The sequence below is a fragment of the Pseudomonas umsongensis genome, from assembly GCF_012647205.1.
Lineage (GTDB): Bacteria > Pseudomonadota > Gammaproteobacteria > Pseudomonadales > Pseudomonadaceae > Aquipseudomonas > Aquipseudomonas umsongensis.
In genome coordinates this window covers 5,725,835-5,748,810 of sequence record NZ_CP051487.1, presented here as the reverse complement: position 1 = coordinate 5,748,810, position 22,976 = coordinate 5,725,835, and the positions used below count along the sequence as shown (strand labels likewise).

General features: G+C 51.7%; 28 protein-coding genes. 17 read left to right on the top strand and 11 right to left on the bottom strand.

The window, feature by feature from the left end:
• The first annotated feature begins 130 nt into the window (after window positions 1-130).
• From HGP31_RS25945 to HGP31_RS25930, 4 genes are read left to right on the top strand one after another with little or no spacing between them, the layout of a single operon-like run.
• Window positions 131-1,495, top strand: a complete 1,365-nt coding sequence (locus HGP31_RS25945; protein ID WP_168758928.1) for a hypothetical protein — start codon at window positions 131-133, stop codon at window positions 1,493-1,495.
• A 6-nt stretch (window positions 1,496-1,501) separates the two neighbouring features.
• Complete coding sequence (locus HGP31_RS25940; protein ID WP_168758927.1) at window positions 1,502-3,520, top strand: hypothetical protein; 2,019 nt, start codon at window positions 1,502-1,504, stop codon at window positions 3,518-3,520.
• An 8-nt stretch (window positions 3,521-3,528) separates the two neighbouring features.
• On the top strand, window positions 3,529-5,628 hold the full coding sequence (locus tag HGP31_RS25935) for a site-specific integrase (protein WP_168758926.1): 2,100 nt from the start codon (window positions 3,529-3,531) through the stop codon (window positions 5,626-5,628).
• The gene (locus tag HGP31_RS25930; protein ID WP_168758925.1) at window positions 5,621-6,106 is read left to right on the top strand and encodes a hypothetical protein; all 486 of its coding nucleotides are present in this window, start codon (window positions 5,621-5,623) and stop codon (window positions 6,104-6,106) included. Before HGP31_RS25935 ends, HGP31_RS25930 begins: the two co-directional genes overlap by 8 nt.
• Window positions 6,107-6,693: 587 nt before the next feature.
• Here HGP31_RS25930 and HGP31_RS25925 read toward each other — a convergent pair.
• Window positions 6,694-7,209, bottom strand: a complete 516-nt coding sequence (locus HGP31_RS25925; protein ID WP_240963512.1) for a helix-turn-helix domain-containing protein — start codon at window positions 7,207-7,209, stop codon at window positions 6,694-6,696.
• 1,358 nt (window positions 7,210-8,567) lie between these two features.
• Here HGP31_RS25925 and HGP31_RS25920 point away from each other — a divergent pair.
• Together HGP31_RS25920 and HGP31_RS25915 are read left to right on the top strand one after the other, a co-directional pair.
• Complete coding sequence (locus HGP31_RS25920) at window positions 8,568-9,017, top strand: antitoxin Xre/MbcA/ParS toxin-binding domain-containing protein (protein WP_168758924.1); 450 nt, start codon at window positions 8,568-8,570, stop codon at window positions 9,015-9,017.
• Window positions 9,018-9,160: 143 nt separating this feature from the next.
• Window positions 9,161-9,976 (top strand): inositol monophosphatase family protein, encoded by an 816-nt coding sequence (locus tag HGP31_RS25915; RefSeq protein ID WP_168758923.1) that lies wholly within the window; start codon window positions 9,161-9,163, stop codon window positions 9,974-9,976.
• A gap of 472 nt (window positions 9,977-10,448) precedes the next feature.
• Here HGP31_RS25915 and HGP31_RS25910 read toward each other — a convergent pair whose 3' ends face one another.
• From HGP31_RS25910 to HGP31_RS25900, 3 genes are all read right to left on the bottom strand, one after another.
• The gene (locus tag HGP31_RS25910) at window positions 10,449-10,916 is read right to left on the bottom strand and encodes a DUF6130 family protein (protein WP_168758831.1); all 468 of its coding nucleotides are present in this window, start codon (window positions 10,914-10,916) and stop codon (window positions 10,449-10,451) included.
• 78 nt (window positions 10,917-10,994) lie between these two features.
• Window positions 10,995-11,177 carry a hypothetical protein gene (locus HGP31_RS25905; RefSeq protein ID WP_168758922.1) on the bottom strand — a complete coding sequence of 61 codons (183 nt, stop codon included), beginning with the start codon at window positions 11,175-11,177 and terminating at the stop codon, window positions 10,995-10,997.
• Between the two features lie 261 nt (window positions 11,178-11,438).
• Complete coding sequence (locus tag HGP31_RS25900) at window positions 11,439-11,585, bottom strand: hypothetical protein (protein WP_168756985.1); 147 nt, start codon at window positions 11,583-11,585, stop codon at window positions 11,439-11,441.
• A gap of 182 nt (window positions 11,586-11,767) precedes the next feature.
• On the opposite strand from HGP31_RS25900, the gene HGP31_RS30755 reads away from it, so the two are divergent.
• Window positions 11,768-11,974 (top strand): co-regulatory protein PtrA N-terminal domain-containing protein, encoded by a 207-nt coding sequence (locus tag HGP31_RS30755; protein ID WP_277352211.1) that lies wholly within the window; start codon window positions 11,768-11,770, stop codon window positions 11,972-11,974.
• A gap of 199 nt (window positions 11,975-12,173) precedes the next feature.
• Here HGP31_RS30755 and merR read toward each other — a convergent pair whose 3' ends face one another.
• The gene (gene merR / locus HGP31_RS25895) at window positions 12,174-12,593 is read right to left on the bottom strand and encodes an Hg(II)-responsive transcriptional regulator (protein ID WP_168758921.1); all 420 of its coding nucleotides are present in this window, start codon (window positions 12,591-12,593) and stop codon (window positions 12,174-12,176) included.
• Window positions 12,594-12,664: 71 nt separating this feature from the next.
• Here merR and merT point away from each other — a divergent pair, with 71 nt between their 5' ends.
• From merT to merB, 8 genes are all read left to right on the top strand, one after another.
• Window positions 12,665-13,015: a mercuric ion transporter MerT gene (gene merT, locus HGP31_RS25890; RefSeq protein WP_168758920.1), complete on the top strand. Its 351-nt coding sequence runs from the start codon at window positions 12,665-12,667 to the stop codon at window positions 13,013-13,015.
• 13 nt (window positions 13,016-13,028) lie between these two features.
• On the top strand, window positions 13,029-13,307 hold the full coding sequence (gene merP, locus HGP31_RS25885) for a mercury resistance system periplasmic binding protein MerP (RefSeq protein WP_168758919.1): 279 nt from the start codon (window positions 13,029-13,031) through the stop codon (window positions 13,305-13,307).
• Window positions 13,308-13,319: 12 nt separating this feature from the next.
• The gene (gene merC / locus HGP31_RS25880; RefSeq protein ID WP_168758826.1) at window positions 13,320-13,754 is read left to right on the top strand and encodes an organomercurial transporter MerC; all 435 of its coding nucleotides are present in this window, start codon (window positions 13,320-13,322) and stop codon (window positions 13,752-13,754) included.
• Between the two features lie 33 nt (window positions 13,755-13,787).
• A complete protein-coding gene (merA, locus tag HGP31_RS25875) occupies window positions 13,788-15,470 on the top strand; it encodes a mercury(II) reductase (RefSeq protein WP_168758825.1) in 1,683 nt (560 codons plus the stop codon).
• Between the two features lie 226 nt (window positions 15,471-15,696).
• Complete coding sequence (gene merD / locus HGP31_RS25865) at window positions 15,697-16,059, top strand: mercuric resistance transcriptional repressor MerD (RefSeq protein ID WP_168758823.1); 363 nt, start codon at window positions 15,697-15,699, stop codon at window positions 16,057-16,059.
• Window positions 16,052-16,288, top strand: coding sequence for a broad-spectrum mercury transporter MerE (merE, locus tag HGP31_RS25860; protein WP_168758822.1), 237 nt, complete (start codon window positions 16,052-16,054; stop codon window positions 16,286-16,288). Before merD ends, merE begins: the two co-directional genes overlap by 8 nt.
• Before the next feature lie 132 nt (window positions 16,289-16,420).
• Entirely contained in the window at window positions 16,421-16,648 is a 228-nt protein-coding gene (locus HGP31_RS25855; protein ID WP_168758821.1) for a DUF3330 domain-containing protein, read from the top strand.
• A gap of 26 nt (window positions 16,649-16,674) precedes the next feature.
• Complete coding sequence (gene merB / locus HGP31_RS25850; protein WP_168758918.1) at window positions 16,675-17,316, top strand: organomercurial lyase MerB; 642 nt, start codon at window positions 16,675-16,677, stop codon at window positions 17,314-17,316.
• A 216-nt stretch (window positions 17,317-17,532) separates the two neighbouring features.
• Here the strand turns inward: merB and HGP31_RS25845 are convergent, their stop codons facing one another.
• The 6 genes from HGP31_RS25845 to HGP31_RS25820 form a co-directional block, all read right to left on the bottom strand.
• Entirely contained in the window at window positions 17,533-17,712 is a 180-nt protein-coding gene (locus HGP31_RS25845; protein WP_096511483.1) for a DUF1289 domain-containing protein, read from the bottom strand.
• Window positions 17,713-17,714: 2 nt separating this feature from the next.
• A complete protein-coding gene (locus tag HGP31_RS25840; protein ID WP_168758917.1) occupies window positions 17,715-18,086 on the bottom strand; it encodes a hypothetical protein in 372 nt (123 codons plus the stop codon).
• A 251-nt stretch (window positions 18,087-18,337) separates the two neighbouring features.
• Window positions 18,338-19,078: a DUF6602 domain-containing protein gene (locus HGP31_RS25835; protein ID WP_168758916.1), complete on the bottom strand. Its 741-nt coding sequence runs from the start codon at window positions 19,076-19,078 to the stop codon at window positions 18,338-18,340.
• Between the two features lie 48 nt (window positions 19,079-19,126).
• Window positions 19,127-20,065 (bottom strand): AAA family ATPase, encoded by a 939-nt coding sequence (locus HGP31_RS25830; RefSeq protein WP_168758915.1) that lies wholly within the window; start codon window positions 20,063-20,065, stop codon window positions 19,127-19,129.
• Window positions 20,065-20,580, bottom strand: a complete 516-nt coding sequence (locus HGP31_RS25825; RefSeq protein ID WP_168758914.1) for an HORMA-1 domain-containing protein — start codon at window positions 20,578-20,580, stop codon at window positions 20,065-20,067. The genes HGP31_RS25830 and HGP31_RS25825 overlap by 1 nt, the downstream gene beginning before the upstream one ends.
• A 9-nt stretch (window positions 20,581-20,589) precedes the next feature.
• Window positions 20,590-21,555 carry a CBASS oligonucleotide cyclase gene (locus tag HGP31_RS25820; protein WP_063341191.1) on the bottom strand — a complete coding sequence of 322 codons (966 nt, stop codon included), beginning with the start codon at window positions 21,553-21,555 and terminating at the stop codon, window positions 20,590-20,592.
• Between the two features lie 194 nt (window positions 21,556-21,749).
• Here HGP31_RS25820 and HGP31_RS25815 point away from each other — a divergent pair, with 194 nt between their 5' ends.
• Window positions 21,750-22,073, top strand: a complete 324-nt coding sequence (locus tag HGP31_RS25815; protein WP_063341190.1) for a helix-turn-helix domain-containing protein — start codon at window positions 21,750-21,752, stop codon at window positions 22,071-22,073.
• Window positions 22,073-22,945, top strand: coding sequence for an ImmA/IrrE family metallo-endopeptidase (locus HGP31_RS25810; protein ID WP_168758913.1), 873 nt, complete (start codon window positions 22,073-22,075; stop codon window positions 22,943-22,945). The genes HGP31_RS25815 and HGP31_RS25810 overlap by 1 nt, the downstream gene beginning before the upstream one ends.
• Window positions 22,946-22,976 lie beyond the last annotated feature (31 nt).

The window sequence follows — 22,976 nt, the reverse complement described above, 5'->3', positions numbered from 1 at the left end:
CTAAAAAATCGAATAGCGAAATTGGACTTGCCCATGAATAAAGTGCTGATTGTGGATGATCACCATATCCGTTTGTCGATTGGCGCTATTTTTAGGTTGCGATTCTGCTTCTGCCCGCTAGAGTGAATTGATGCAAATGGAGCGTGAGATTATGGGTTATTCGTTCCAGGTTGTTTATACGGACCCAAATATCCTTCGAGATTCTGGCTATGGAAAAGTGTCAGATATCCCTTGCATATTCGATAGTAGGCCAGGCTTTCACCGGGCGGGAAGTCAATTTCTTCAAGAACGCGGGTTAGGGGTTTGGAAGCCATTAAAATGTCGAAAGAAAGGCAGAGTATTTTTATTATCGGCAATATCGGTTAAGAACTATGCTAATCGGTTAGCCAACTTTCTTGAGTGGTGCGATGTTAATGGCAGGGACCCTGCGACCTGTCCGTCCGAAATAGACATCATTATAGATTATAAATCAGATATGTCTGGCGGCGCTTGGGCCGTTAAGGGTAAACGATTGTCAGTGGCTACGGTTAATGTTCGTGCAGATACCGCAATGGAGTATTTTGAGTGGCTAACTCATAAAAAGCTGAGATATGAAGAGGCTAGGCTTGTCATAAACTCTGAGCTTGGATCTGGAGGTGAATCCGCAGGGCGAGCGGGTAAGAGCGGTGTAACAAGAGCAACGCCGAGCAAGCGAATGATTACATTCCCGCCTCAGAGTATGCTAGCTGCTTGGTACAAACGTGTTGAGACAAGGGCGGTGAGAGGGGCGGTTGAAGCATTGATAGTTGACCTTATGATGGAAACCGCGATTCGCCTCAATGAGGCAGCTTGTTTCAGGGTTGATACTATACCAATTAAAATAGATGATTGGGTAATCGCAAATCCACATGTATCAGACGAGCTCAAAACTGTTTTAGTAGAGATTAAGTATGGAACAAAAGGACCTGATTTTGGTATTGATCATGGCGACAAAATTGGCCCGGTTGGGACCATAAGAGTTCCCTATAAGCTCGCATTGAGATTGCATGATTACCGGCGCACGCTTAGGTTGAAAGCGTTGAGTATACGAGTGTTTGAAGGCCGCAGCGCTAGAGAACAAATCAAAATTCGCAATGAATGCGTGCATCTTTTTTTAAATCCAATCAGTGGTCGCCGCTACACTGCGGATAATATTTATGAACTTTGGAGATTGGCAGACCCACCCAAGGGATGGAGCCCTCATCGATGCAGAGATTATTGGGCCTGTACCGTGCTGTGGGAACGGCTTGAGCAGCAAAGGTTGTTGCTGGAAAAGGCGTTAGGAACTGACAGCGTGGATGAAATTCGGAGGGCTGTAGTTATGAGTGCTGAAACTTGTATTCAGTTGGAAATCCAACCTCAACTACGGCACCGCTCATCAGATACTACTGTTATTTATCTGCAGTGGCTATCAGACCGAATTGGTTCAAATGTAAATTTTCAATTAAATTGGATTGATGAAATTACTGAGGGCTAGCAGTTCATGGTCCGGGAATATTTAAAGAAACAGGAAGAAAGCGACGAAATATTACTTAGCAGAGTCTCAACGATTTCAAGTATTATCAATTCAGAAACTGAGCTGACATTCTGGACTTGCCATGAAACTAGGCAAACATTTGTTGATCTCACCGAGTTTAAAGAAGGTTATATAGGCAAAAGAAAGTCATCAGGTTCATTTTTGGGGCGGCCTGAGTTGATCCTTCAGCTTGCACCTTCGATTAAGAAGGTTATGAAAGATTACAGCTCGTTTTCGGTAGATTCCGCACTGATGTGCCTGAGATCCTGGTATCGGATATTCGACACGGTGGAGGCCTTGCTGTCGATATCTTCAGATGAGCCAATCAGGCCATTGCGAGATATCAGTGAACTGAATGTAGTTCATTATGATGCCGCATATCGTACGTTAAGCCCTGATACTTTCCGTTGGTTTTTGAGAGTTGTGAATAATACTTTAGAAGCTTCTGGCCGGGCTAAGCTATATTGGGATACACCTCCTGAAAAAGATGTCGTTAGATCTTTGCCTGATGAAAAGAAGATTTTTCTGCTGCGAATAGCTTTGAAACAAGAGTGGGCAAAAGTTGAAGTACGTTGGGCTGATCAAGATCAGGTTAAACTTGATGGGTTTCGACCTACCACTCCTGCCCAGGCTGATGGACTCGCCGCATTCGTTTTTATGAGCCAAGCACAACGACTCACAGGGGATTATGTGCCCGACTCACCTCATGTTCAAAGTGTACTGCCTTGGCTAATTAGGGATAACCGGGTTTCCGACGGTCTCCACATGCGCAAATTGTGGGAGCTAAATTTTCCCAATCATTGGGATATATTAACGGCATTTCACATGTGTCTTGCAACAACGGGGTGGAATGTGAGTGTTTTAAACAGTTTAGATTCCAGTAAAGAAAGTGATTGGCTTTATGATCATCCTTCTGATCCTAATAGATATGTGCTTGTTGGTCATAAAGTTCGATCCAATGAAAAAGCGATGCCTGTGATCGGTCTCTGGAAGACGAGCTTTGGGCCCGGTGCTGTGATAAAGAAAGTCATTGGCCAAACCCGGCCTCTTCGAGATCAGTTGAAATTATCCTTGATTTCAGCTGAGAAAAAGTTAACCAGTATGGTGATGTCTAAGCAAGCTCACAGTTCGGTTGACCTCAAAGATCAATACGAATTAGTACAGAAATTGACCGAAGGCACCCGTTCTGTATGGTTATATGTTAATAAATTGGGTGCGATATCTTGGCCTTCCAGAAATTCTACTACGGCAATGAGCGCTCTTGCTAAGTCTAAAGTCAATTATTTGGATGTGTTAATACCGAAAATAAATACGGAGCTGTTATTGGGCGGCCACGACTCCATACCTCGAGTCGTGGCTAGCGATTTTCGCGACATGTTTGCGCAGTATGTTTGGGAAAGTAGTGGTGGGAATATTCTGCCCGTGATGAGGGCGTTGGTTCATAAAAGATTATCAACAACCCAGAGATATATCGATAATAATATTTCAAATGTCGAAAGGGATGCTCAGCTTCTGTCGTTTTTGAATACTTTTTTCGTTCAACTAAGCGAAGGGCGTATCGACACTACGCTTTTGGCGTATCAGAATAGGTTTGGTGCAGTTCCTGAGGCGGAAGTTGAAATTCTCAAACAGTTTCGAAGTTTAGAGCGTAGTCGATTGAGTGTTGCATGTAAAGATCCTAAGTCTCCGCCAATTAGTACTCAGACCGTAGGCAAATCAAGGTGTAGTTCGCAAAGATGTCTTATATGTCCAGAAAACGCAATAATATTACCTGAGTCTTTGCATGGGATCGCGATGCGTGCAGAGGAATTAGTAGCTATAAAACTAACGATTCCGTATGAGGCTTGGTCAACTTCAAATTTTGACATCGAAATGGAAAATGTTGAACTCGCTTTGTCTATATTTAACGTTGCCGATGTTTTGAGTTCACGTAATTACTGGCAAGAAAAGATTGCCGCAGGACAACACATAGTACCTGGGTTATAGGGGTGAATATGCGCTCTGTTAAATATCAGGGATTTAGCGATAATGAATTTATTGGGCATTCAAAAGCTAAAGTTTTGAGCGAATATAGTGTTGATAAAATACAGTATTTTGATAAAGCGACAGTCATTAAATGTCAAGAGGCACTCGGGCATGGCTCGGTATATGGCATTTGGAGAACCGGCCCAGAGCTAACGGGCAGGAATATTACTCCGTCCCTTGAAGCTGTCAATTTTCGATACGAAATACAATCTAAGATGGGGGCGTATTTACAAACTCCTCTATTTTTCGAGTTGCTTGATCAGTCTGAGCTTTGGTTAGCCAGATATGCGCTGCTATTACGTATTGGTCCATCTTCCTTAAGGTTTGTAAGTGGTTGCCTTGATATTACAACCATCTCAAAAACACTTAGGGATCATATTGCTCGCCTAATAGCAACTGCAATTAAGTGTAAGCTAGTGGCCGAAACTTCACCCATTAGCTTGTTCTTAATATTGACAACTGATGATGTTCAGAAGCTTAAAAACAACCATCGGTCCATAAGCGCAGAGCTGGCAAGGATGAAAAAATTCCATGAAATGGGTTTGTTGTCAGATATCTTCTGTGACGCTTCGGTTGAAACAGAATTTAACCCTCGTGGTGATAAAGTTGAACCACAAAAGGAACGGGTTCGTGAACCATGGTTACCACTACCTGATTGGTTTATGTCTGAAATAGGTCCCAAGGTTTTAAGGCTAGTTAAAACGATTGGGCCGAAAATTATAGATCTCGGGAACGAGCTTGTACAGATCGCGAAGGATAGCGATGCCTCACTATTTCCAACTTTAGTACAAAAGTTTACAGCAAATTATTTTTGTGAATTTAAGGAGCGTGAAGGGGCGGACGTATTGGATTACTCATTGTACGTTGGTCCGGCCCGAATAAACGGTAAAATGACTGAATACTTATCTTGGGGGTATTGGCCTCCCAAAGACTTTGTTCAGTTTAAGGCTGCTTGCGCTGCTTTGCAGGGAGCGCATTTATGGCTTGTAATGCTTGCTGTTGCGGGTAGAAGTCAAGAAATTCTATCTATACCTAGGAAATGTTTCGTAGAGTCCTCTGAGGGGCCACTCACCATCAATGGCAAAACTTATAAGCTAAGTAAGTTTTTCGCTGGCGAAAACCGTGATTGGGTTGTTCCACCACTTATTATTGACGTTTTAAAACAACAAACCGAACTGGCGGACTTATGTGAGAGTTTAGCTGATCAAAGGGGACGGGAGAGTAGCCATAGGGATAATCCGCCTTTGTGGATAAGACTTGACGCTAGGGGTAAAGGGGGAAGGGTAGGTGACCAACTAATCGATCTCAATAACGCATTGATGTACCTATGTGTCCGTTTGGGTGTAACGTCCAAGCCAGAAGGAGTTAGAGTCCATTCGCATCGGTTTCGTAAGACAATTGCTAGACTCGCAGCGCTAGCCATAACAGAAAGTCCTAGGGTGCTAATGCAGTTGTTCGGTCACAAGGATGTTGGTATGACTTTATCTTACATTTTAACTGACAAAACTTTGCAAGCTGAAATATCACAGATTTCTCGAGAGATGCGTATCATGCGCTGTAGGGATATTGTTGAGCGAGTGCATGACAATTTAACTACTGAACGCTCTCCTTTTGAAAAGTATGGGGGGTATGGTGGAGGTGCAATGCCGGGAGTACTCTCAGCTGTTAAAGCGCGTGAGAGTCTCCTACTACAGTCAGATAAAACTTGGGGTGTTAATACGGCATATGAGTTAGGCAGTTTACTCAGCTTAAATGGCGAGGGATATCGATTGATACGCCCTGGGGTGATATGTACTAAGCCTTTGAAGGATTTTATGCCTTGCGTATGCGGTTCAGACTGTGTAAATCGTATCGAGGATCGTACACTGAGGCGTGACACGGCGAAGGTGTTGGAAGTTTTGATGGGCGACGGTATAAGAGCTAGGTCAGAAAACAATCTACTGTTGTTAGAGTGCATCGTTGGACAAATTAGCACTGAGGCTTCAAGGTTTCCCGACATTGAAAAGACACTGCTCGACGACCCTGATTATTGTGCGCTTAAATTGGCTCTTGAGGGCGGTTATGAATAATTATAAGCAGGCTGCTATTCGAAACGGATCTGCACGTACTCAACTTATTTTTACAAAAGTTAAAAATATGCTTGATGATATGCGTGAGGAGATTCAATTGAATGGGGGGGTTTACCCTTATAATGGAGGTAAAATATCTAAAAATGAGGTATGCAGAAGAGCCGGTATTGGAAAGACGACGATATTTTCCGATAAGCAGCGCGAGCTAAACTCTCATGTTGACGCGTGGTTGGATCAGTTCCTGCCGAAGAAAAACTATAATTCTCAACGGAAATCTAAAACAGAATTAGCGGCTCAATGGAAGAGCAAGTTTCTAGCACTTTCGGAAAGTCATCATGTGACCGAACTTGATCTCCAAGCGTTACGTTCTGATTATGATAAGATCCTCGAAAAAAATGTTGCGTTGCAATGCAAGCTTGATGCGCTTATGGAAAGTCTAAAGTCTCAAAAGGTCAAAATTATTTTTCCAATTAAATAGAAGCGTGAACCGTTCAGTACATTGCATCTCGTTGTGTTTACTTGTAGTTGAGCCACTAATGTGGCTAATCTCACAGCCGCACGCGACGCAACTTTGGCAAACAAAGCGCTAGCAAATGGGCGGCCTTTTTGCATGTGCTTGTTACGCATGAATATCAATTCTGCAACAGACAAAGAAAGCTCCGAGCTCAAAAGATATCTCAAAGTTATCATGCGTTACTCCTAGTTTGCCCTCGCTGTCTACGGGCATTTTTCTAACCGGTCATACCCCTATCTACCTGAGGCCTCGGTTGGTTATAGATAGAAATCGGCCTGTCGCGACCTCTTACCGTGATCGGCATCATGAAAAATTGCGAGCATTTTGACGTGTCCCCGTAATGCGGAGTTAGATCATCAGTGAAACTCAGAGCTGGCAGCCAAATGCCATGACTCCACAGATGAAAGTGGCGACATAATCTTCGATCTACCACCAGAACTGCTTACGAGCTTGGCTTGGTCCTTGATGACGAACTGACAATCGAGATCTTGACGGTGACATAGTCCTGAAGCTGATCCGCCGGCGAAGTGTGCGGAGTTGAAGGGGATATTTCAGTCTGCATCAGGGTCAACGTTCGCTTTGCGCCAATGTCGGTCCACAGTCGTTGTTCCAACACCGAGCTTACGAGATATCTCTATTTTGCTAAGCCCTTCGGATTGGAGTTTCTGAATGGCGATGCGATTGTTCTCAGCACGCTTTCCTCGCACCCCTTGAATAGCTCCCGCACCAATTTCGCTGCGTAACTTTCCAGCCTTGAGATATTCATCGAGCTCGCTGCTTTGTCTTGCCTGGTACTCCCCTAAACTCAACGATGCCAAGCGGGCCTCTACGGTGAAAAGCACGATGCTCGGCGTAACTCCCAGGCATTCGCATAAGGACCAAAACTTTGCGATCGAAATGCTTTGACGGCCCCGCTCTACGCTGGCGAGGTATTCGCGACTCAGCGCCCTCGAACAGTCCTCCCGTCTAAGTCCGGCGTCTACTCGAATTTCTCTCAGAGTTTGCCCAAGAGCCTCCAGATATCCCATTGCTCTTCCGTACAGCCGCAAAAGAGACAATGAGGCCATGCTTTGACACCCCACATCGCGGGGCTATAACATGTATATACGGGGTGTTGATATCGTTCCCCTAGCGTTGCACCACCTTCATAGATCGCAGGTCCTTCTGATGCTGCGGTAACCAAGCCCTGCAGTGGCAACTGACCAAAACCCAGGCCGCATCAGGCGGAGCCTGCTTATTCGCAATGGAGCAACTAGTGATTTACGTGCTTGACCCCAGGAGCCGCGCAGTTCATGCAAGGTCGCACTGTGAAGTGGAAGGCTTCTGCTTTCTGATAACCATCACCTCAATCCAAACGGGCAAACGAGACCGTGCTGCTATAGTCCGTTGCACCTATGAGCTCCAGAACTATCTGAGTTTTGCCAGGGATGTCCTCATCGAAGGCGTACAAATGCTTTGTCCACCCAGTGTGAACGGTCGGGAATTTTGGAGCTTGGAGGACGTAATTCAGATTGTCTGCTTTAGAGGTACCGAAGCTGACGAATCAGCGGTGGTCTACAGGACAGCGACAGGTACCTACAAGCTTGGGGAACTCGATCTCCGCCGAAAAAAAACTCGCCATGTCTGGTATTCGGAACATCGTCTCCATGCTCACACTCCTCAAGTCTCCAGCCGTGTGCTGAATGAAAGCGAGCTGTTCCTTTATGCGGCCGTTCCGTGACGCGACTTGTCATCACCGGCAGAGAGCGGCATGTCGGCGTCCGCGCCTAACTGATCCAATTGCCAAGATATCACTGACGCAGCCTGACGCCTCGCGAACCCGAAGTTTACTGGATTTGTTCTGATTTGAAGGTGGATTAGTCTTGCGTCAACACGTCGACAAATTCGGTGTTGGCTCAAAACCGTGATTAACCTAATCGCCGTTTCATGGACCATCGGCGAACTGGAACGCCTAAGTCAAAGGTGGAAGAAGTGCGGTCCACTCCGTTACAGGTAAAACGTATGCAGGGTACAAAGCGCTGGTGCGCCACCGGTCGACGCGGTGCCTCCGACGACGATCCGGCTGCGGCCTCAAGAAAAAACACAGCAGCGATTGGCGACTGAGGCATACGCGACCATCGCGCCTCGTCGTGTGGAGTTGAGGGGGAGGACTGACACAAGGAACGAATCGCAGGGTGGCCACTACCATTCTCCGAATGAAATGGTGGCGCTCCGTCTGTGGATATAACTAACGTATCGCAGGAATCGTTATGAAAGGTAAACGCAAAGTCAAAACGCTCAAGTGGCAGAACGCAGCGCCCCTCAGGGCGCAGGCTCGCTGCCGACTCGAACGGCGCACGTCGCGGGCCTCGCGATTCTTGGATGTTGCCCTGTCGCTCGGTAAGGAGTTCGAACCGGTTGGACTGCTAGCGGGTAGCGGCAACCCATGTTCGCTGAAATTATGAGCGCACCGGCTTATCGCGCTTACCGGCTACGACTGGAAGCGTCGTTGCGCATTCCATCCGACGCTGCAGATCAAGAGATTCATGAAATCATCGCGGCTGGGTTTGCGTCTACGAGGGTAAATAACTGGTGCGAGCAGAGTATCTTCAGCGCTGATGCGCTCAGCCAGGTAATTCCGATGAGCACTGTCCGTCGCCGATTAGCTCGCGGACAGCGCTTTACCGTGGGCGAGAGTGATCGATTGTTTCGACTTGCGCATGTGACGGCCATGGCCGAGACGGTGTTTGGGGACAAAGAAAAAGCCCAGCGTTGGCTGTGCAAACCGAAACAGCGTTTTGCGGGCACTCCCCCCATTGCGCTGCTTTCTACCTGCCAAGGCACTCGCTTGATTGAAGAGTTGCTCATTGAGCTTGCAGAGGGATTGGCGTTTTGAGTGGTCAAGACGTCAAAGGCTCAGGGTTCGGATCCACGAGGGTCCTGGTTAGACATGGCTGTCATCCCGCTGCTATTCAAGTACTTTGTGAGCAGATGGGCTGATGCATTCACGTAATCAATGATTTTCATCCATGGACCGTTATGGCTATTCCAAATCTTTCAAAGCTTCTCGCTCAAGTCACCGATATCGTCGAGCGTGCAGGCGTCTTGCTTTCCGAGGAGTGGAGTCGTGCGGAAGGACCTCGCGGGCAGGGTGATAAAGCCGTGGTTGATGTGGAAATTGAAAATATTTTGAGGCCTGAACTTCTCAACTTGCTAAGTTGTGATTTCTGGGGTGAAGAGACGGAGCGCTTATTCACAGGGCATGCTTGGTGTTGGGTTGTAGACCCAAACGATGGCACAAGCGATTTTTTGAAGGGTTTGAAGGGGTCTGCTATATCGGTCGGGCTACTGTGTGAATCGATCCCGGTACTGGGGGTTGTCTGTGCACCTATAACTCCTGAGGGGCTTGCTGACTGTATCGGTTGGGCGGAGGGAATTCCCCATTTGATTCGCAACGGCCAATCAGTAAATGTGCGTCTTGCTGATAAGCAGCTTTCGAGCGGCAGCACAATAATGGTCAGTGCCGCGGCGGTGAATAAACCGGAGCTCAATCGTGATCTGTGCGCGCCAGGGCGTTTTCATGCAATGCCATCAATCGCATACAGGTTGGCAAGAGTTGCCGCCGACGATGGTGTATGCGGTATCTCGCTCTACCCGGTCTCAGCCCATGACGTTGTAGCTGGCCATGCACTGTTGAGAGGTGCAGGAGGTGTGTTGCTGGATGAAAATGGAGTCACCATCCGCTATTCGTCAGAGGCCAATATGGCGAATGTGTCGAAACGCTGCTTTGGTGGATCACCTTCCGCATGTTACGAATTGGCCGCGCGTGAATGGGATCGGGTGCTCTATACCTAACGCCACGAATAACAAATACGCGAATCAATATTAGAATGCTTCCGGACCAGATTCGACGCCTGTGAACGTGACCTCTACTGGTTCGCCTTGCTGGGTATGTACAAACTGCGAAATTGCACCCTACTTGACCACCCGTTTGCGTTGCATGTGACCACCTATTTGCATCGGACCTGACCAACTGTTTGCATGGGACTTGACCAGATGCTTTGAATTAAATCCTCAGAGCATGAGAGTGTTGCTTTCGACCATTTTCAGATCACAGTTGGGTAATTGCACGGGTATGGCCCCGCTTGCCTTAACCTGATCAGTCATATGCTCCATGTTTGACCAGCAAGATTCGTGGAGTCATTAGCAGCAGAGAACGGCCAAAAGCTGTCTGTGGTAACGGGCAGAAAACGACCCATTGCGGCCAGTCGCTGCAGGCGATAATCAGCAATGTGTCTACGAAATCCGGGCTATGAAGTCTCAACAGCTATGGTTTTGCGGCGTGACCATCATCCGTTGGTTTTTTCTCCGGAACAATAAAACTCACTATCGTACTGGTCAGGATTTTGTGAGTCGGGTCGGCCACTTCAAGAAGAACCTTGTGAGTGCCAGGCGTCAGCCCAACCAAGATAATCGGGTCTTCACTGGTGTGCGCCCATGTACCTTTCCAGTCGTCGACGGTCACGTGAAGGTGACCGAGACGTGGTGATACTTCAGCAGCTGCTTTGCCGAATACCGGCATGATCCTGGCGTGCTCTGTTCGATACTGGATAATGACAACACCCCGGGCGAGCGGCTCGGCAAGCGGCGGAAAGGCAGAGAGTTTTGGCAGCGTCTCAGATTCCAATGGGAGTATTGCCGGTGGGTGATTGCTGTCTGCTTCTCCTTGACCGAATGCTGCTATGCAAAAAAAGCCCAAGGCAAAGGCAAACAGATTTCTGAGAGCGAGGGACATGGAGTTTTCCTCCCGCGTGGTTTCGATTATTTCGATCGGCAGTGGCAGTGCGCTTACTATTTCTCGCTTGTAACCAGATTAAGGCAGTTCTAGTACAAGCCTCTCTACACTGACAGGTATGAAATGGGATGCATTGATGCGCTCGTTGAGTCTATTCAAAAACGCCTCGGCCTCTGCATGACTGCGAAATTTGACGCACCAGGTGTCCATCCAAACAACCCAGCCTTCAGCGGCGCTCGCTTTCTCGATTTTGAGCAGCATTCCTGAATTCCTCCGTACTCCGTTTCAGTTCGACTTCGAGTGCAGACGAAACACTAGGATGTGGGACGCGATCCCTTCTCGACACGAATGATAAGCCTAGCAGCGGCGAGAAATATTTGTGGGTTCATGGGCGATCTTGAATGGCTGCTATTAACCATTGCAGCCGGTCGCGATAGGCAGCACAAGGCCAGAAGCGACTGTCAACGCAGGTCTGCTTCCCGCTAGAAGCGCTCGGTTCCGATCCTGCTTCGGATCAGACACTTAGGCGTTGATGTTGGTTTGGCCAATGTCACCACCGAAGATCGCAAGAATGTTGGATTTTTCGGCTGCCCCGACAATTGCCGAGATCGCCATGACCAAGGTCGTCACCAGGGTGAGTTTCGATAGCCACTTGCGTATAGGAATCATCTGACTTACTCCCTTGCTCGTTGGGGGTTGTGAAGCAACGGACCAGTAAGTGCACTTAAGCCCTACCATCTTCTCTCAGCGCCATAATCTAGGTTCTCTTCAACCCCATCCCTTCCTTGATTCCGTACTTAACTACGGAAATAGAGTCCACTCGTGGAAATAAAACCCGAGAGGAGGCTGTTATGAAATACCTAAGACTACTGCTGATAGTTGGTTCGACTCTGTTGTCATCCACGATATGGGCCGAGGGCGGGAGCGATCGTTCGATTGAGCGGGCCGCCTCTATGCACGACAAGGCGGAGGCGGCCTTGGTGGTGAAGATTGAGCAACGAGGGGGCACGGCGGCTAGCCGTGTCGAAGAGCAGCCCGCCTGTTCACCTGCAGGGTAGGACATGAACGACCGCCGCACGCTCCACTCAACCAGACTCAGCGTGAGCCGTCCTGATAAGGCGCGAGCGTAGATGTCAGTTACCCATCTGTGGCCTCGCAAGTGCTCCTTCGGCCATTCAGCGGCGCTCATTGAGCGCCGCTTTTTTTTAAGCCCCCAGCCGACCAACAGGGGCGCCTTACGAAACTGCTGATCGTAGGTCAGCGCGGCTCTTTGTTGCTATGCAGTGAAAGGATCAGCGGACAGGAAACAGTCCCGTGGCTCGCACAACAGTCCTGAACCAGTTGCTCCAAAACTGACTCGATCCGCTTCAAATCCGCAAGTTTCCCGCGCACATCCCCAAGCTTCTGCTCGGCGAGCACACGCGCGTCATCGCAGTGAGCGCCGTCATCCAGCCTCAATAGCCCCGCCACTTCTTCGAGGCTAAAGCCCAGCCTTTGCGCGGATTTGACGAATTTCACCCGTGCAACATCCGCCTCGCCGTAGCGGCGAATGCTGCCGTAGGGCTTGTCCGGTTCGGGCAACAGCTCCTTGCGTTGATAGAACCGGATGGTTTCCACGTTGACCCCGGCCGCCTTGGCGAAAGCGCCGATGGTCAGTCTTTCAAAATTGTTTTTCATTTCGCTTGATTCCGTACACGACTACGGAAGTAACGTTAAACCATCAACCAAATCCTCGAAAGGAGAAATGCATGTCTGAACCATCAAACGGGCGCGCCCCTCTTGTCGCTGGGGTGCTTGCAGCGATTCTCGCCTCAACTTGCTGTCTTGGGCCATTGGTACTGATCGCACTGGGATTCAGCGGGGCCTGGATCGGCAACCTGACCGTGCTGGAACCTTACCGCCCGATCTTTATCGGCGGGGCGTTGATCGCGCTGTTTTTTGCCTACCGGCGAGTTTTTCGACCGCAACACGCTTGTAAGCCGGGCGAAACCTGCGCGATCCCTCAGGTACGCACCACCTACAAACTGCTGTTCTGGGTGGTAACGGCCTTGGTGCTGGTCGCACTCGGCTTCCCCTACATCCTTCCCTTGTTCTACTGATCAGGAGTAAACCATGAGAAAACTGCTTGCATCCTTAGCCCTCGCCACTCTCGTCGCCACACCTGTCTGGGCGGCCATGCAAACCATCACTCTGGCGGTGCCGGGCATGACCTGTCCTGCCTGCCCGATTACGGTGAAGAAGGCGTTGACCAAGGTCGATGGCGTGACCAAGGCTGAGGTGAGTTTCGAGAACCGCGAGGCCATCGTCACCTTCGACGATACCAAGACCAATGCCCTGGCGCTGAAAAAGGCGACCGAGGACGCTGGCTATCCGTCCAACATCTATCAATAGGAGGCCATTCTGATGGCAAATCCTCTCAATCTGTTCACTCGGATCGGTGACAAAGCTGGTTCCGTCGGCGTGCTGATTTCTGCAATAGGCTGCGCCATGTGCTTTCCCGCCCTTGCTAGTCTGGGGGCCGCAATCGGTCTGGGCTTTTTGAGCCAGTGGGAAGGCCTGTTCATCACCACGCTGCTGCCCCTGTTTGCTGGACTGGCTCTGCTCGTTAACGCCCTTGGCTGGCTCAATCATCGGCAGTGGAAACGGACTGCGCTCGGCCTGATCGGTCCTACCCTGGTGCTGGCAGCGGTATTTTTTATGCGGGCTTACGGCTGGCGGAGCGGCTGGCTGCTTTATATCGGCCTGGCCCTCATGTTTGGTTTGTCGATATGGGATTTTGTGTCGCCCGCCAACCGCCATTGCGGGCCGGATTCCTGTCCGACTCCGCAGAAAAAATAATCCCGACAAGAGATCCATCTGAGGAATATCGCTATGACCAAACTAAAAATCATTGGCATGACCTGTGCCTCCTGCGTCGAGCATGTGAAAGATGCCTTGGAGAAGATTCCGGGCGTGCATCAGGCGGATGTTGCCTACGCCAGCGGGCAGGCTGAATTGAAGGCCGACAAGGGCGTAAGCCGAGAGCAAATGCAGGCCGCCGTCGAGGCCCTGGGGTATCGAGCGACGTTCGAAGACGCCACAACACCAGTCCGTCACGGCCTGCTCGACAAGGCTCGGAGCTGGCTGAGCGGTGGCACTGACGCCGGGAAAGAGGGTGACAGACTGCACGTTGCGGTCATCGGCAGCGGTGGCGCCGCCATGGCGGCCGCGCTCAAGGCGGTGGAAGGCGGTGCGCGCGTCACGCTGATCGAGCGCGGCATCATCGGCGGCACCTGCGTCAACGTGGGCTGCGTGCCCTCCAAGATCATGATTCGCGCCGCGCATGTGGCCCATCTGCGCCGCGAAAGCCCGTTCGACGCCGGGCTTTCTGCCATGACGCCGACCGTCCTGCGCGAACGTCTGCTCGTGCAGCAACAAGACCGTGTCGCCGAACTGCGCCACGCCAAGTACGAAAGCATCCTGGAGAGCACGCCGGACATCAGCGTGCTGCGCGGCACCGCCCGTTTCCAGGACGGCCACACGCTCAGCGTGGAACTGGCCGAGGGTGGCGAGCGCATCGTGGCCTTCGACCGCTGCCTGGTTGCCACCGGCGCAAGCGCGGCCGTTCCGCCGATTCCAGGGCTGAAAGACACGCCGTACTGGACCTCGGACCAGGCACTGGCGAGCGACACAATCCCTAAGCGGCTCGCCGTGATCGGCGCCTCCGTAGTGGCGGTGGAACTGGCGCAGGCCTTCGCCCGGCTGGGTAGCGAGGTCACGATCCTGGCACGCAGTGCGATGTTCTTCCACGAAGACCCGGCCATCGGCGCGGCGGTGACGGAGGCCTTCCGTATGGAGGGCATCGAAGTGCTGGAGCAAACGCAAGCCAGCCAGGTGTCCCACGCCAACGGCGAGTTCGTACTGGCCACCAACCATGGTGAGTTACGTGCCGACCAACTGCTCGTCGCCACCGGCCGCACGCCCAATACCCAGGGCCTGAACCTGGACGCGGCCGGCGTGCAGCTGGACGAGCGCGGTGGCATCCAGATCGACCAGGGCATGCGCACCAGCGCAGCGGATATCTATGCGGCCGGCGACTGCACCGACCAGCCGCAGTTCGTCTATGTGGCGGCAGCGGCTGGTACCCGCGCGGCAATCAACATGACCGGCGGCGAGGCCAAGCTCAATCTCGACGTCATGCCGGCCGTGGTGTTCACCGATCCGCAAGTGGCCACCGTCGGCTACAGCGAAGCCGAGGCGCAGCACGCCGGCCTCAAAACCGACAGCCGCACCTTGACCCTGGACAACGTGCCGCGCGCGCTGGCCAACTTCGACACGCGGGGTTTCATCAAGTTGGTCGCCGAAGCGGGCTCCGGCCGGCTGCTGGGCGTGCAGGCGGTGGCCCCGGAAGCGGGCGAACTGATCCAGACGGCGGTGCTCGCCATCCGTGCCCGGATGACAGTGCAGGAACTGGCTGACCAGTTGTTCCCCTATCTGACGATGGTCGAGGGGCTGAAGCTCGCCGCACAGACCTTTAACAAGGACGTCAAACAATTGTCCTGCTGCGCCGGGTAATGAGAGAGGGAGGTTGAAACATGAGCAACACGGCAGACGATCTCGGTAGGTGCGACAGCCTACGCAAGACATGGCAGGTGATCAGCATCTGGGGGCTGCCTGCCGTCGTGTCCAGACTGCTACTGGCTCTGGGGGCTACACCGTTGCTCCTCTGGCTACCTGAGCGCTTGGCTGGAAGGAAATATCTGGGCGCCCCAGTTTACGTTGAAGACCGGGAGTGTCGGTGATGAATTCCTACTCCATATCCAAATTGGCCGAGGACGCGGGCGTCAGTGTCCATATAGTCCGCGATTATGTGCTGCGCGGCTTGCTGCATCCCGCGCGGCGCACGGAAAGCGGTTACGGCATTTTCGATGAGCGGTCCCTGGCGCGGCTGTGCTTCGTGCGTGCCGCCTTCGAGTCCGGTATCGGACTCGACGAATTGACACGGCTCTGTCGAGCGCTCGATGCAGACGATAGTACCGATGTGATCGGGTGTATCGACCGCTTGCTTGGGCAAATCGCGACACGGCTGGCAGCTTTAGCCGCAGTGAAAACGGAGTTGGTCGGACTGACCCATCGCGCCGTCGAAGGTCACACCCATGCGTAATACCAACCAATTCGAATCAATCAAAATGCCCCGCTGGCGCGCCTACACATGGGGTGTGCTCGCCGCGCTCACTTGCCCCTGTCATTTGCCGGTGTTGGCATTGCTGCTTTCAGGGACTGCGGCCGGGGCCTTTGTCAGCGAACATTGGAGCCTTGCCGCGCTCGCACTGGCGGTTGTCTTCATCCTTTTCCTGAGAGCGGCACTGCGGGCCTTTCAGGAGCGGCGGTGACCAGCTCAGACACTGCGCGGTCTCCGCTACCGAATTGCGGCAGGCTCGGGAGCGTCGGGAGTTTTTGCTGCAGTACCAGCCCCAGGTCGATCTGTGCACCGGTGCGGAAGGGTTACTAGGTTTTCTTGGACGATGGAGGAACCCCATCATGAACGCAAACCACACCCCACCATCAATTGCTGCGAATGTTGCAAGGAAGGTTCCCTTGACACCGCGCTTATTCCAGAAGGTACCGAGTACGTCGTGCACTTCTTTGGCCTGGAGTGCTTTCAGCGTTCCAAGTCGCGCGTGGATGAGAGCGCGGCATCCGAGCCTGGCCATCCTTGCACACCAAAGGTCAGTACCCGTCACGACGGCTAAAACAGCAATGAAATGGGACAGGAACTATGGAAACCACGCTGTACATCACCAAAATCGTTGAAAGCCTCTCGTCTGCGAATAGCACTGATGATTTCGCGGACCTCTTCGTTGCTCTTCTTCGCCAGATTGCCTTGGGAAGTCCAGTTTCACGAGAGACGCTTGGAGCCGCGCTCAGTTGGTCTACCGAAAGAACCGCGGCGGCACTTGACCAGATACCCGGCACCGAGAACGACGAGGAGGGGAACATCGTCGGCTATGGCTTGACGCTGCGCAAGACGCCTCATGCTTTTGAAATCGATGGCCAACGCCTCTACACCTGGTGTGCACTGGATTCCTTGATGTTCCCCATGATAATTGGCAAGGAGGCGCGCGTGCTTTCGCGCTGCCCCGCGACAGGAGCGCCAGTGTCGCTCATCGTGACACCGGATCAAGTCAGTCATATTGAGCCTGCGGAAGCAGTGGTATCGCTGCTGCTGCCGGATGAATCGTCCGACATCCGCCGCTCCTTTTGCTGCCATGTGCATTTTTTCGCCTCTGCCGCTGTGGCCGACAAATGGATGTCGCAACACGGCGAGACGGCGATTGTTGTTAGTGTTGAGGAAGCGTTTCGTCTGGGGCACGCGATCGGTTGCAAATTGTTAGATCCTGCCGGACCAGCCCCATCGTGAATGCCTACTCGTGGTCAGGTCGGATGCAAGCGCCTAGTTAAATGGAGTGCAAATGGGTGGTCACGTCGATGCAATTACACAGTCCGCTGCGTACTGCTGTGCGCGCTAAAATTCCCCCGCCTCGTTTCACCTGGGTAACCGTCCGCTTCTGGCCGTTTTCTGCCCATCGTGAGAGGCAGAAAACGACCCAAAGCGCTTATCTAGGACAGGTGACTATCAGTGTGCTTTCTTTAGTCCCTTCAAGCGCACATTCGCCCTCTGCACCGCAGCCATTTTTTCAGGCCGCTTCATGCGTTTCCACTTCCTGATGTCTTCCTTGCTGCGCCCGCAACTCACACACAGATCGCCGCTCAACTGGCAGACCGAAATGCATGGGTTTTCGATTTCTTTAGCCATCGTCAACCACCCTGGATCACGCGCGGCTGCGCAAGGCGCTTCTGCCAATCACCACCATGAGTGCGTTGGCACTCCTCCTCAGAGTCGAACCGGACAGTGTGATCTGAAGGTTTAACATCAATGTTTGCCTCGATCAACGCGATAGCTGTCAGCTCGAAAATCCGCGCTTTCACGTTAGACTGGGCGAGCTTTTTGTCGCTCAACGTTTCGAACACCCAAGTCACCTTCAGTGTTTGAGCAAAGGCGTTCAAGTCAGCTGTATGGGTGAGCCAGGTAAAACCTTTGATTTCACCTTTTGCGGTCTCGCAGGCATCGGTAAGCGTTGTAACTAAACGGCGCTCGATCCGAGCAAGTTCACGTTTGCCCAAGGGCATAGCGGGCTCCTTTGGAGAGGAAAAAGGGAAGCACTTTGCACCGTGTGTAGGGAGAAAGCCGCAAAAGGACTCAAGCCTGTTCACGAAATCAGCCAACAATTAACCCTGCTTGGTAGCCCTAGCAGGAGTCAGAAGGAGGTGCATTCGATGATTTCCCCCCCTGTGAGCATCTTTAACAGTCCCACGAGGTTTTTTAGTTGCCAGGGCTCTCCGCCATAATTACCGCCGAAGCTTCGCGTTATCATCGATGGTTATTTATTGATCACTGAAGCATAGGCAGCCCAATCGATTGCTGGGACCGTTCCCAGGGATTGGAGTCGAGCGAGGAGGCGGAATAAGAAATAGATGAGTGCCCCTTCAGAGCCGACAACTTTTAAGCTGTCATCGAAACTGTCGAACGCACCGTCATCAAGGGCGCATCCACAATCCAACCTCTCCATATTTTCGATCGGAAGATTTTTTAGAAAATGCTCTCCTAGCCCATCCGCCCAACTCGATTTCGCGGCAACGATGCCTGCGATGATTGGAAATAGCGGCTTCGGCGCAAAGGTCCCGCCGGCATGCGCGATGGGAACAGAGGTTCGGTGTAGCTTTCGCACCGAGGCAGCTTTATCCCCGGCATACTCGATATAGCTTTTATCGAAATGTGGCTTCGATTCGAATACGGCATACACCGCTTCGACTGGGATGTATCGATGGTTCTGTTGGTCAAGCAGCGTAGGAGTGAAGTGACGGTCAAAAATCACAATGTCAATCTGATCACTGCGATTACCTAGGCTGTCGATCACTAAGCCTGTATTCACCGCATAACGGTTGGGTAGGTAAGACCGGAAAATATCGATCCAATGATCTTCGTTGACTGCGCCGTGGGTCCCTGCGTGTGAAATGGATTGAGCCGCCCGTTTCAGTTTGATTGCTAATTCCGCCTGAACGTCTACGAAGGACTCTTTCATCCAGGCTGTATCGGCAATGCGATCTTTTTTGGTGGCCATAATTCACTCCTTATCGATGCATTCAGTGGAACGGCAAGCTATTGGCGGCTAACGGACGTGATCTTGAAACGGAGGTGTCGGATCCATTTTTCGTGCGATTTCCACTGCACGTATTGGATCAACAGCTTGCGTCGGATAGGCATCCAAAACTATCGATGGGATCAGACGCTGGGTCAGGTCCGAGAATGTGAAGCCTGGAACTTTGCCATCTTTAGGACCCGTGAACTTCACCATGGCTTCGATGATTGATGCCGGGATGCCAAGCGTACCAAGCTGCCTAGTCAGAATGTATCGACGCTGCTCGTCATTTGGACGATCGAAAGTAAGCACTTCAGCCGCGCGGCGACGTACAGCCGGGTCCAGGGAATTAAGGCGGTTGGTGCACATGATTACCGCCGCTGGAAGCTGAGCGTTTGCGATCCTGTCGATGCCCCGGATGAAAGCATTAACGCCTGCGCGATCTTCGTGGTGCATCTGAGCGTTTTCACGGGATTGAGCTAGCGCGTCTGCCTCATCCACGAGCAGGATGACAGCTCCACGGGAGCGTCCTTCTCTGGATTTGAGCTTTTGTGCTTCTTCAATGGTGTAGTCAAAAGCTGCTGAAATAAGCTGAGTCATCTCGCCGACTCGACCTTGTCCGCGAGTGGAGAGGCTCAATGGAAAAAGTGTGATGCCAATTTTTTCTTGGCGCGCGACAGCATCACCAATCGTTTCCCCAAGCTCCGACTTGCCTGAGCCCACGTCGCCGGCCAGGACAACGAGGGGAGGGCGCCGTAGTACGGTTTCCAACAAGGCTACGGAATTAGGGTGAAAGTTATTTGCCCACTCGGTCAAACCAGTCGAGTTGACCAGCAGACCAAGGGCTTTTGTCAGGCGCAGCTTCTGTTCATCCAGACCTACTAGCCTCGCCAAGCGCGCTTGGGGCTCGAAGTCTGGGTAATTCACTCGGTTTTCGAACAGTTCATCAAGCGTAGGTTTAGTGCTCATTAGAAACTCCTTACTGTCGAGCGATTGAGGGCGCGACCACCCGAGGAATAAGAGCGGTCGTCGACGAGATAGCCGCTAACACCAGGTGCTGAAGCAGTACCGCGAGAAAATGGTCGCTCTCTTTCAAAGGCGTCTTTTTCGCTTTGCGTAGAGAGTTCCCAAGCCGCGCTATAAGTCAGGTAACTGTAGAAAGTGGCACCTGAGATATCCGCCCCTGGGCGAATGCGACCAGGAGAATCGTCGGTCCCTGTGCCCGAAAGCTCAGACGCTGAATAGTTGAGTGTGGGTTCGATCCAGTTTTCTCCACGCTTGAATCCGTAGATCACCGATCCGAGAAAACCCGCCTTCAACAGCAGGGTTATCTCCTGTTCGAAGTCAAGAATTCGTTGAGTGGTCGGTGTCCCATAAAGACGCTGGAGGCGCATCAGATCGGCAGCGACCTTTGCGGCCATATGCTTGGCATGGGTGAGAGTAAAGGTTTGGGTCTCCGCGACCGTATAGCTGTAAGACGACATATTGCTACCTCACACTTGGAAGGAAGACCCAAAGACCTGTTGCCAGTAACCGACAGTTAGCTGCTTTGTCGGCGCATAAAGAGCTGCATCGATGGCGTCACCTGCATCCAGAGCAGCGTCGATGATTGCGTCGACATTTTGCTTTGTGTAGAGGCAGGCGACGTTGTTGTCGGGGTTTACTGGATCGATGATTTGCACGGGATCTGTGAATACACCGACCTTTGAGGCTGAGTAGTTATCTTCGAAGAAGATTTTTTCCCGAAGCTCTGAGCGAGCGATGTACGTAAAGAAAGCCTGTAGGGCTTCGGGGTAATCGGAAAAGTCGACGCCTTGGTCGCTGAGTTTTGCCAAGATCATTTCGATCATGAACGACTTGAAGCGAAATCCGTCGCGCTCCTGTTTCATCAGTCGGGCCCAGAATTTCACAAGCCTTACGATTTGCGCGTAATGAGTAGGCTGTGCCTGCTTACGCTTTTTTGCGAAGGCCAGGTGCAGTGGGATGCTAGTTTCCAGAAAGGAGCCGTCATCTTGGCTGATCAGGTTGCCACGCCATTCAGGCAGGCCCGAATACAAGACAGGAACGATGTCGACGTCCAGGCCCGAACCGCGAAAGGAAACAGTTACGGAATAGGTTTGTGGTACCACTTGATCAGGGGTGAAGTTCGGAAAAGCCTTACGCAGTTTTTCCGCCAGGTAGTCGAGCAGCGCCTTGGTGTCATGTGGAGCATCGGAGCCACTCACATAAACAGCGACATCGATGTCATTCAGGGAGCGTAGCGCGGTGCCTTTCGCCAAGCTCCCGGAGACCATCATCCGCTTCAATGAAAAGTCAGGGTGATCGGAAAGGTAGCCTTCCAACTTGTCCTGCAAACGTCCTGCCTGCTCCCGATATGCGCTAGCCTTGTCTTTCGGAAGGTTCACCTTTTCTTCGGCAAATCGAACGAGGTCTCGGTGATCAACGTGTTCTCTGGACATACCTGCCCCCAGTGGGAATAGATCAGTTGAAGGCAGGACGACTACACCTAAACTGCGGGTTATCGGCTAGCCAGACAAAAAGTTCGGTATAGCGAACTTTTTGTAAACCTACTCCTTCTATCGCGGTTGTCAAACGCTTTGTTCGGAATAGTGGTACTATTTTTACCAATCACCATCAAAAGGGAGGCGCGATCGTGACAACCCGTCTCGGCGAAAAGCTTCGCGACTTGCGCAAGCAACGCGGGCTGACCTTAGAGAAGCTGGCGGACATGGCAGGTCTGAGCAAAAGCTATCTCTGGGAATTGGAAAACCGTGAGTCTCAGCGGCCCTCCGCGGAAAAGCTAACGGCCCTAGCAGACGTTTTAGGCGTAGCGACACCGTATTTTTTTGAAGAGGATGTCCGTGCACCACAGGAACGGCATTTAGACGATGCATTCTTTCGCGGGTACAAAAACCTTGAGCCAGATGCGAAAGAGCAGCTTCGAAAGATTTTGGAAACCTTCAAAAAGGGATCTTGATGAGCGACGAGCAGGTATGGACACCTCAAAAAGCTGCTAACCGGCTATCTAAAATCTCAGAGGCATTCGGTAAGGCGCATGGCGGGGGCAGGTTCCCGGTCGATGTGCCTTTGCTCGCGTTGGAGGCTGCTAACATTTTCGGCTGGTCTGACCCCATTACCGAGGTCAAGCCTGTCGATATCAAAAGCTTCGACGGCGCGCTGTTCCCGGATGGTGAGCGTAAGAAATGGATGCTTTTGTTTAATAGCGCGATGTCATCACCAGGTCGTATCCGTTTTACCCAAGCCCACGAGTTAGGCCATTACATTCTGCACCGACAGATGCGTGAGGCATTCCAGTGCAGTAATGACGACATGCTTGATTGGGAAGAAAAAACGATTGAGGCACAGGCTGATCTTTTTTCCTCTTACCTGCTTATGCCTTTGGACGATTTTCGAGCGCAAGTCACGACGCTGGTCGATCTTGAAATGCTTGGGCACTGTGCAGATAGATATGGCGTATCGCTGACCGCAGCTGTGTTGAAGTGGATTCAATACACGGAAGAAAACGCCGTCCTGGTCTTGTCACGTGATGGCTATATGCAATGGTCTTTTTCGAGCCGACAAGCAGCGCGTGCCGGTGCTTTTTTTCGGACTCGAAAACAAACTGTTGCCGTACCGGCAGGCTCTATTGCCGTCGCACCTGGAGTGAAGCATGAACGACGAGGCATCGAAGTACCCGCCAAAGTCTGGTTTCCTCATGCTGATGCAGGGATGTCGGTCCGGGAGATGAAAGTATCCTCTGACCAGTTTGATTACGTCCTATCTCTCCTCTACCTGCCGCGATCAGCATCGGTATGGCGTCCATCTGAGACTGAAAGGCATAGCTGGTAACATTCGACGAAGCCGGTCCTCTATTCCGGAC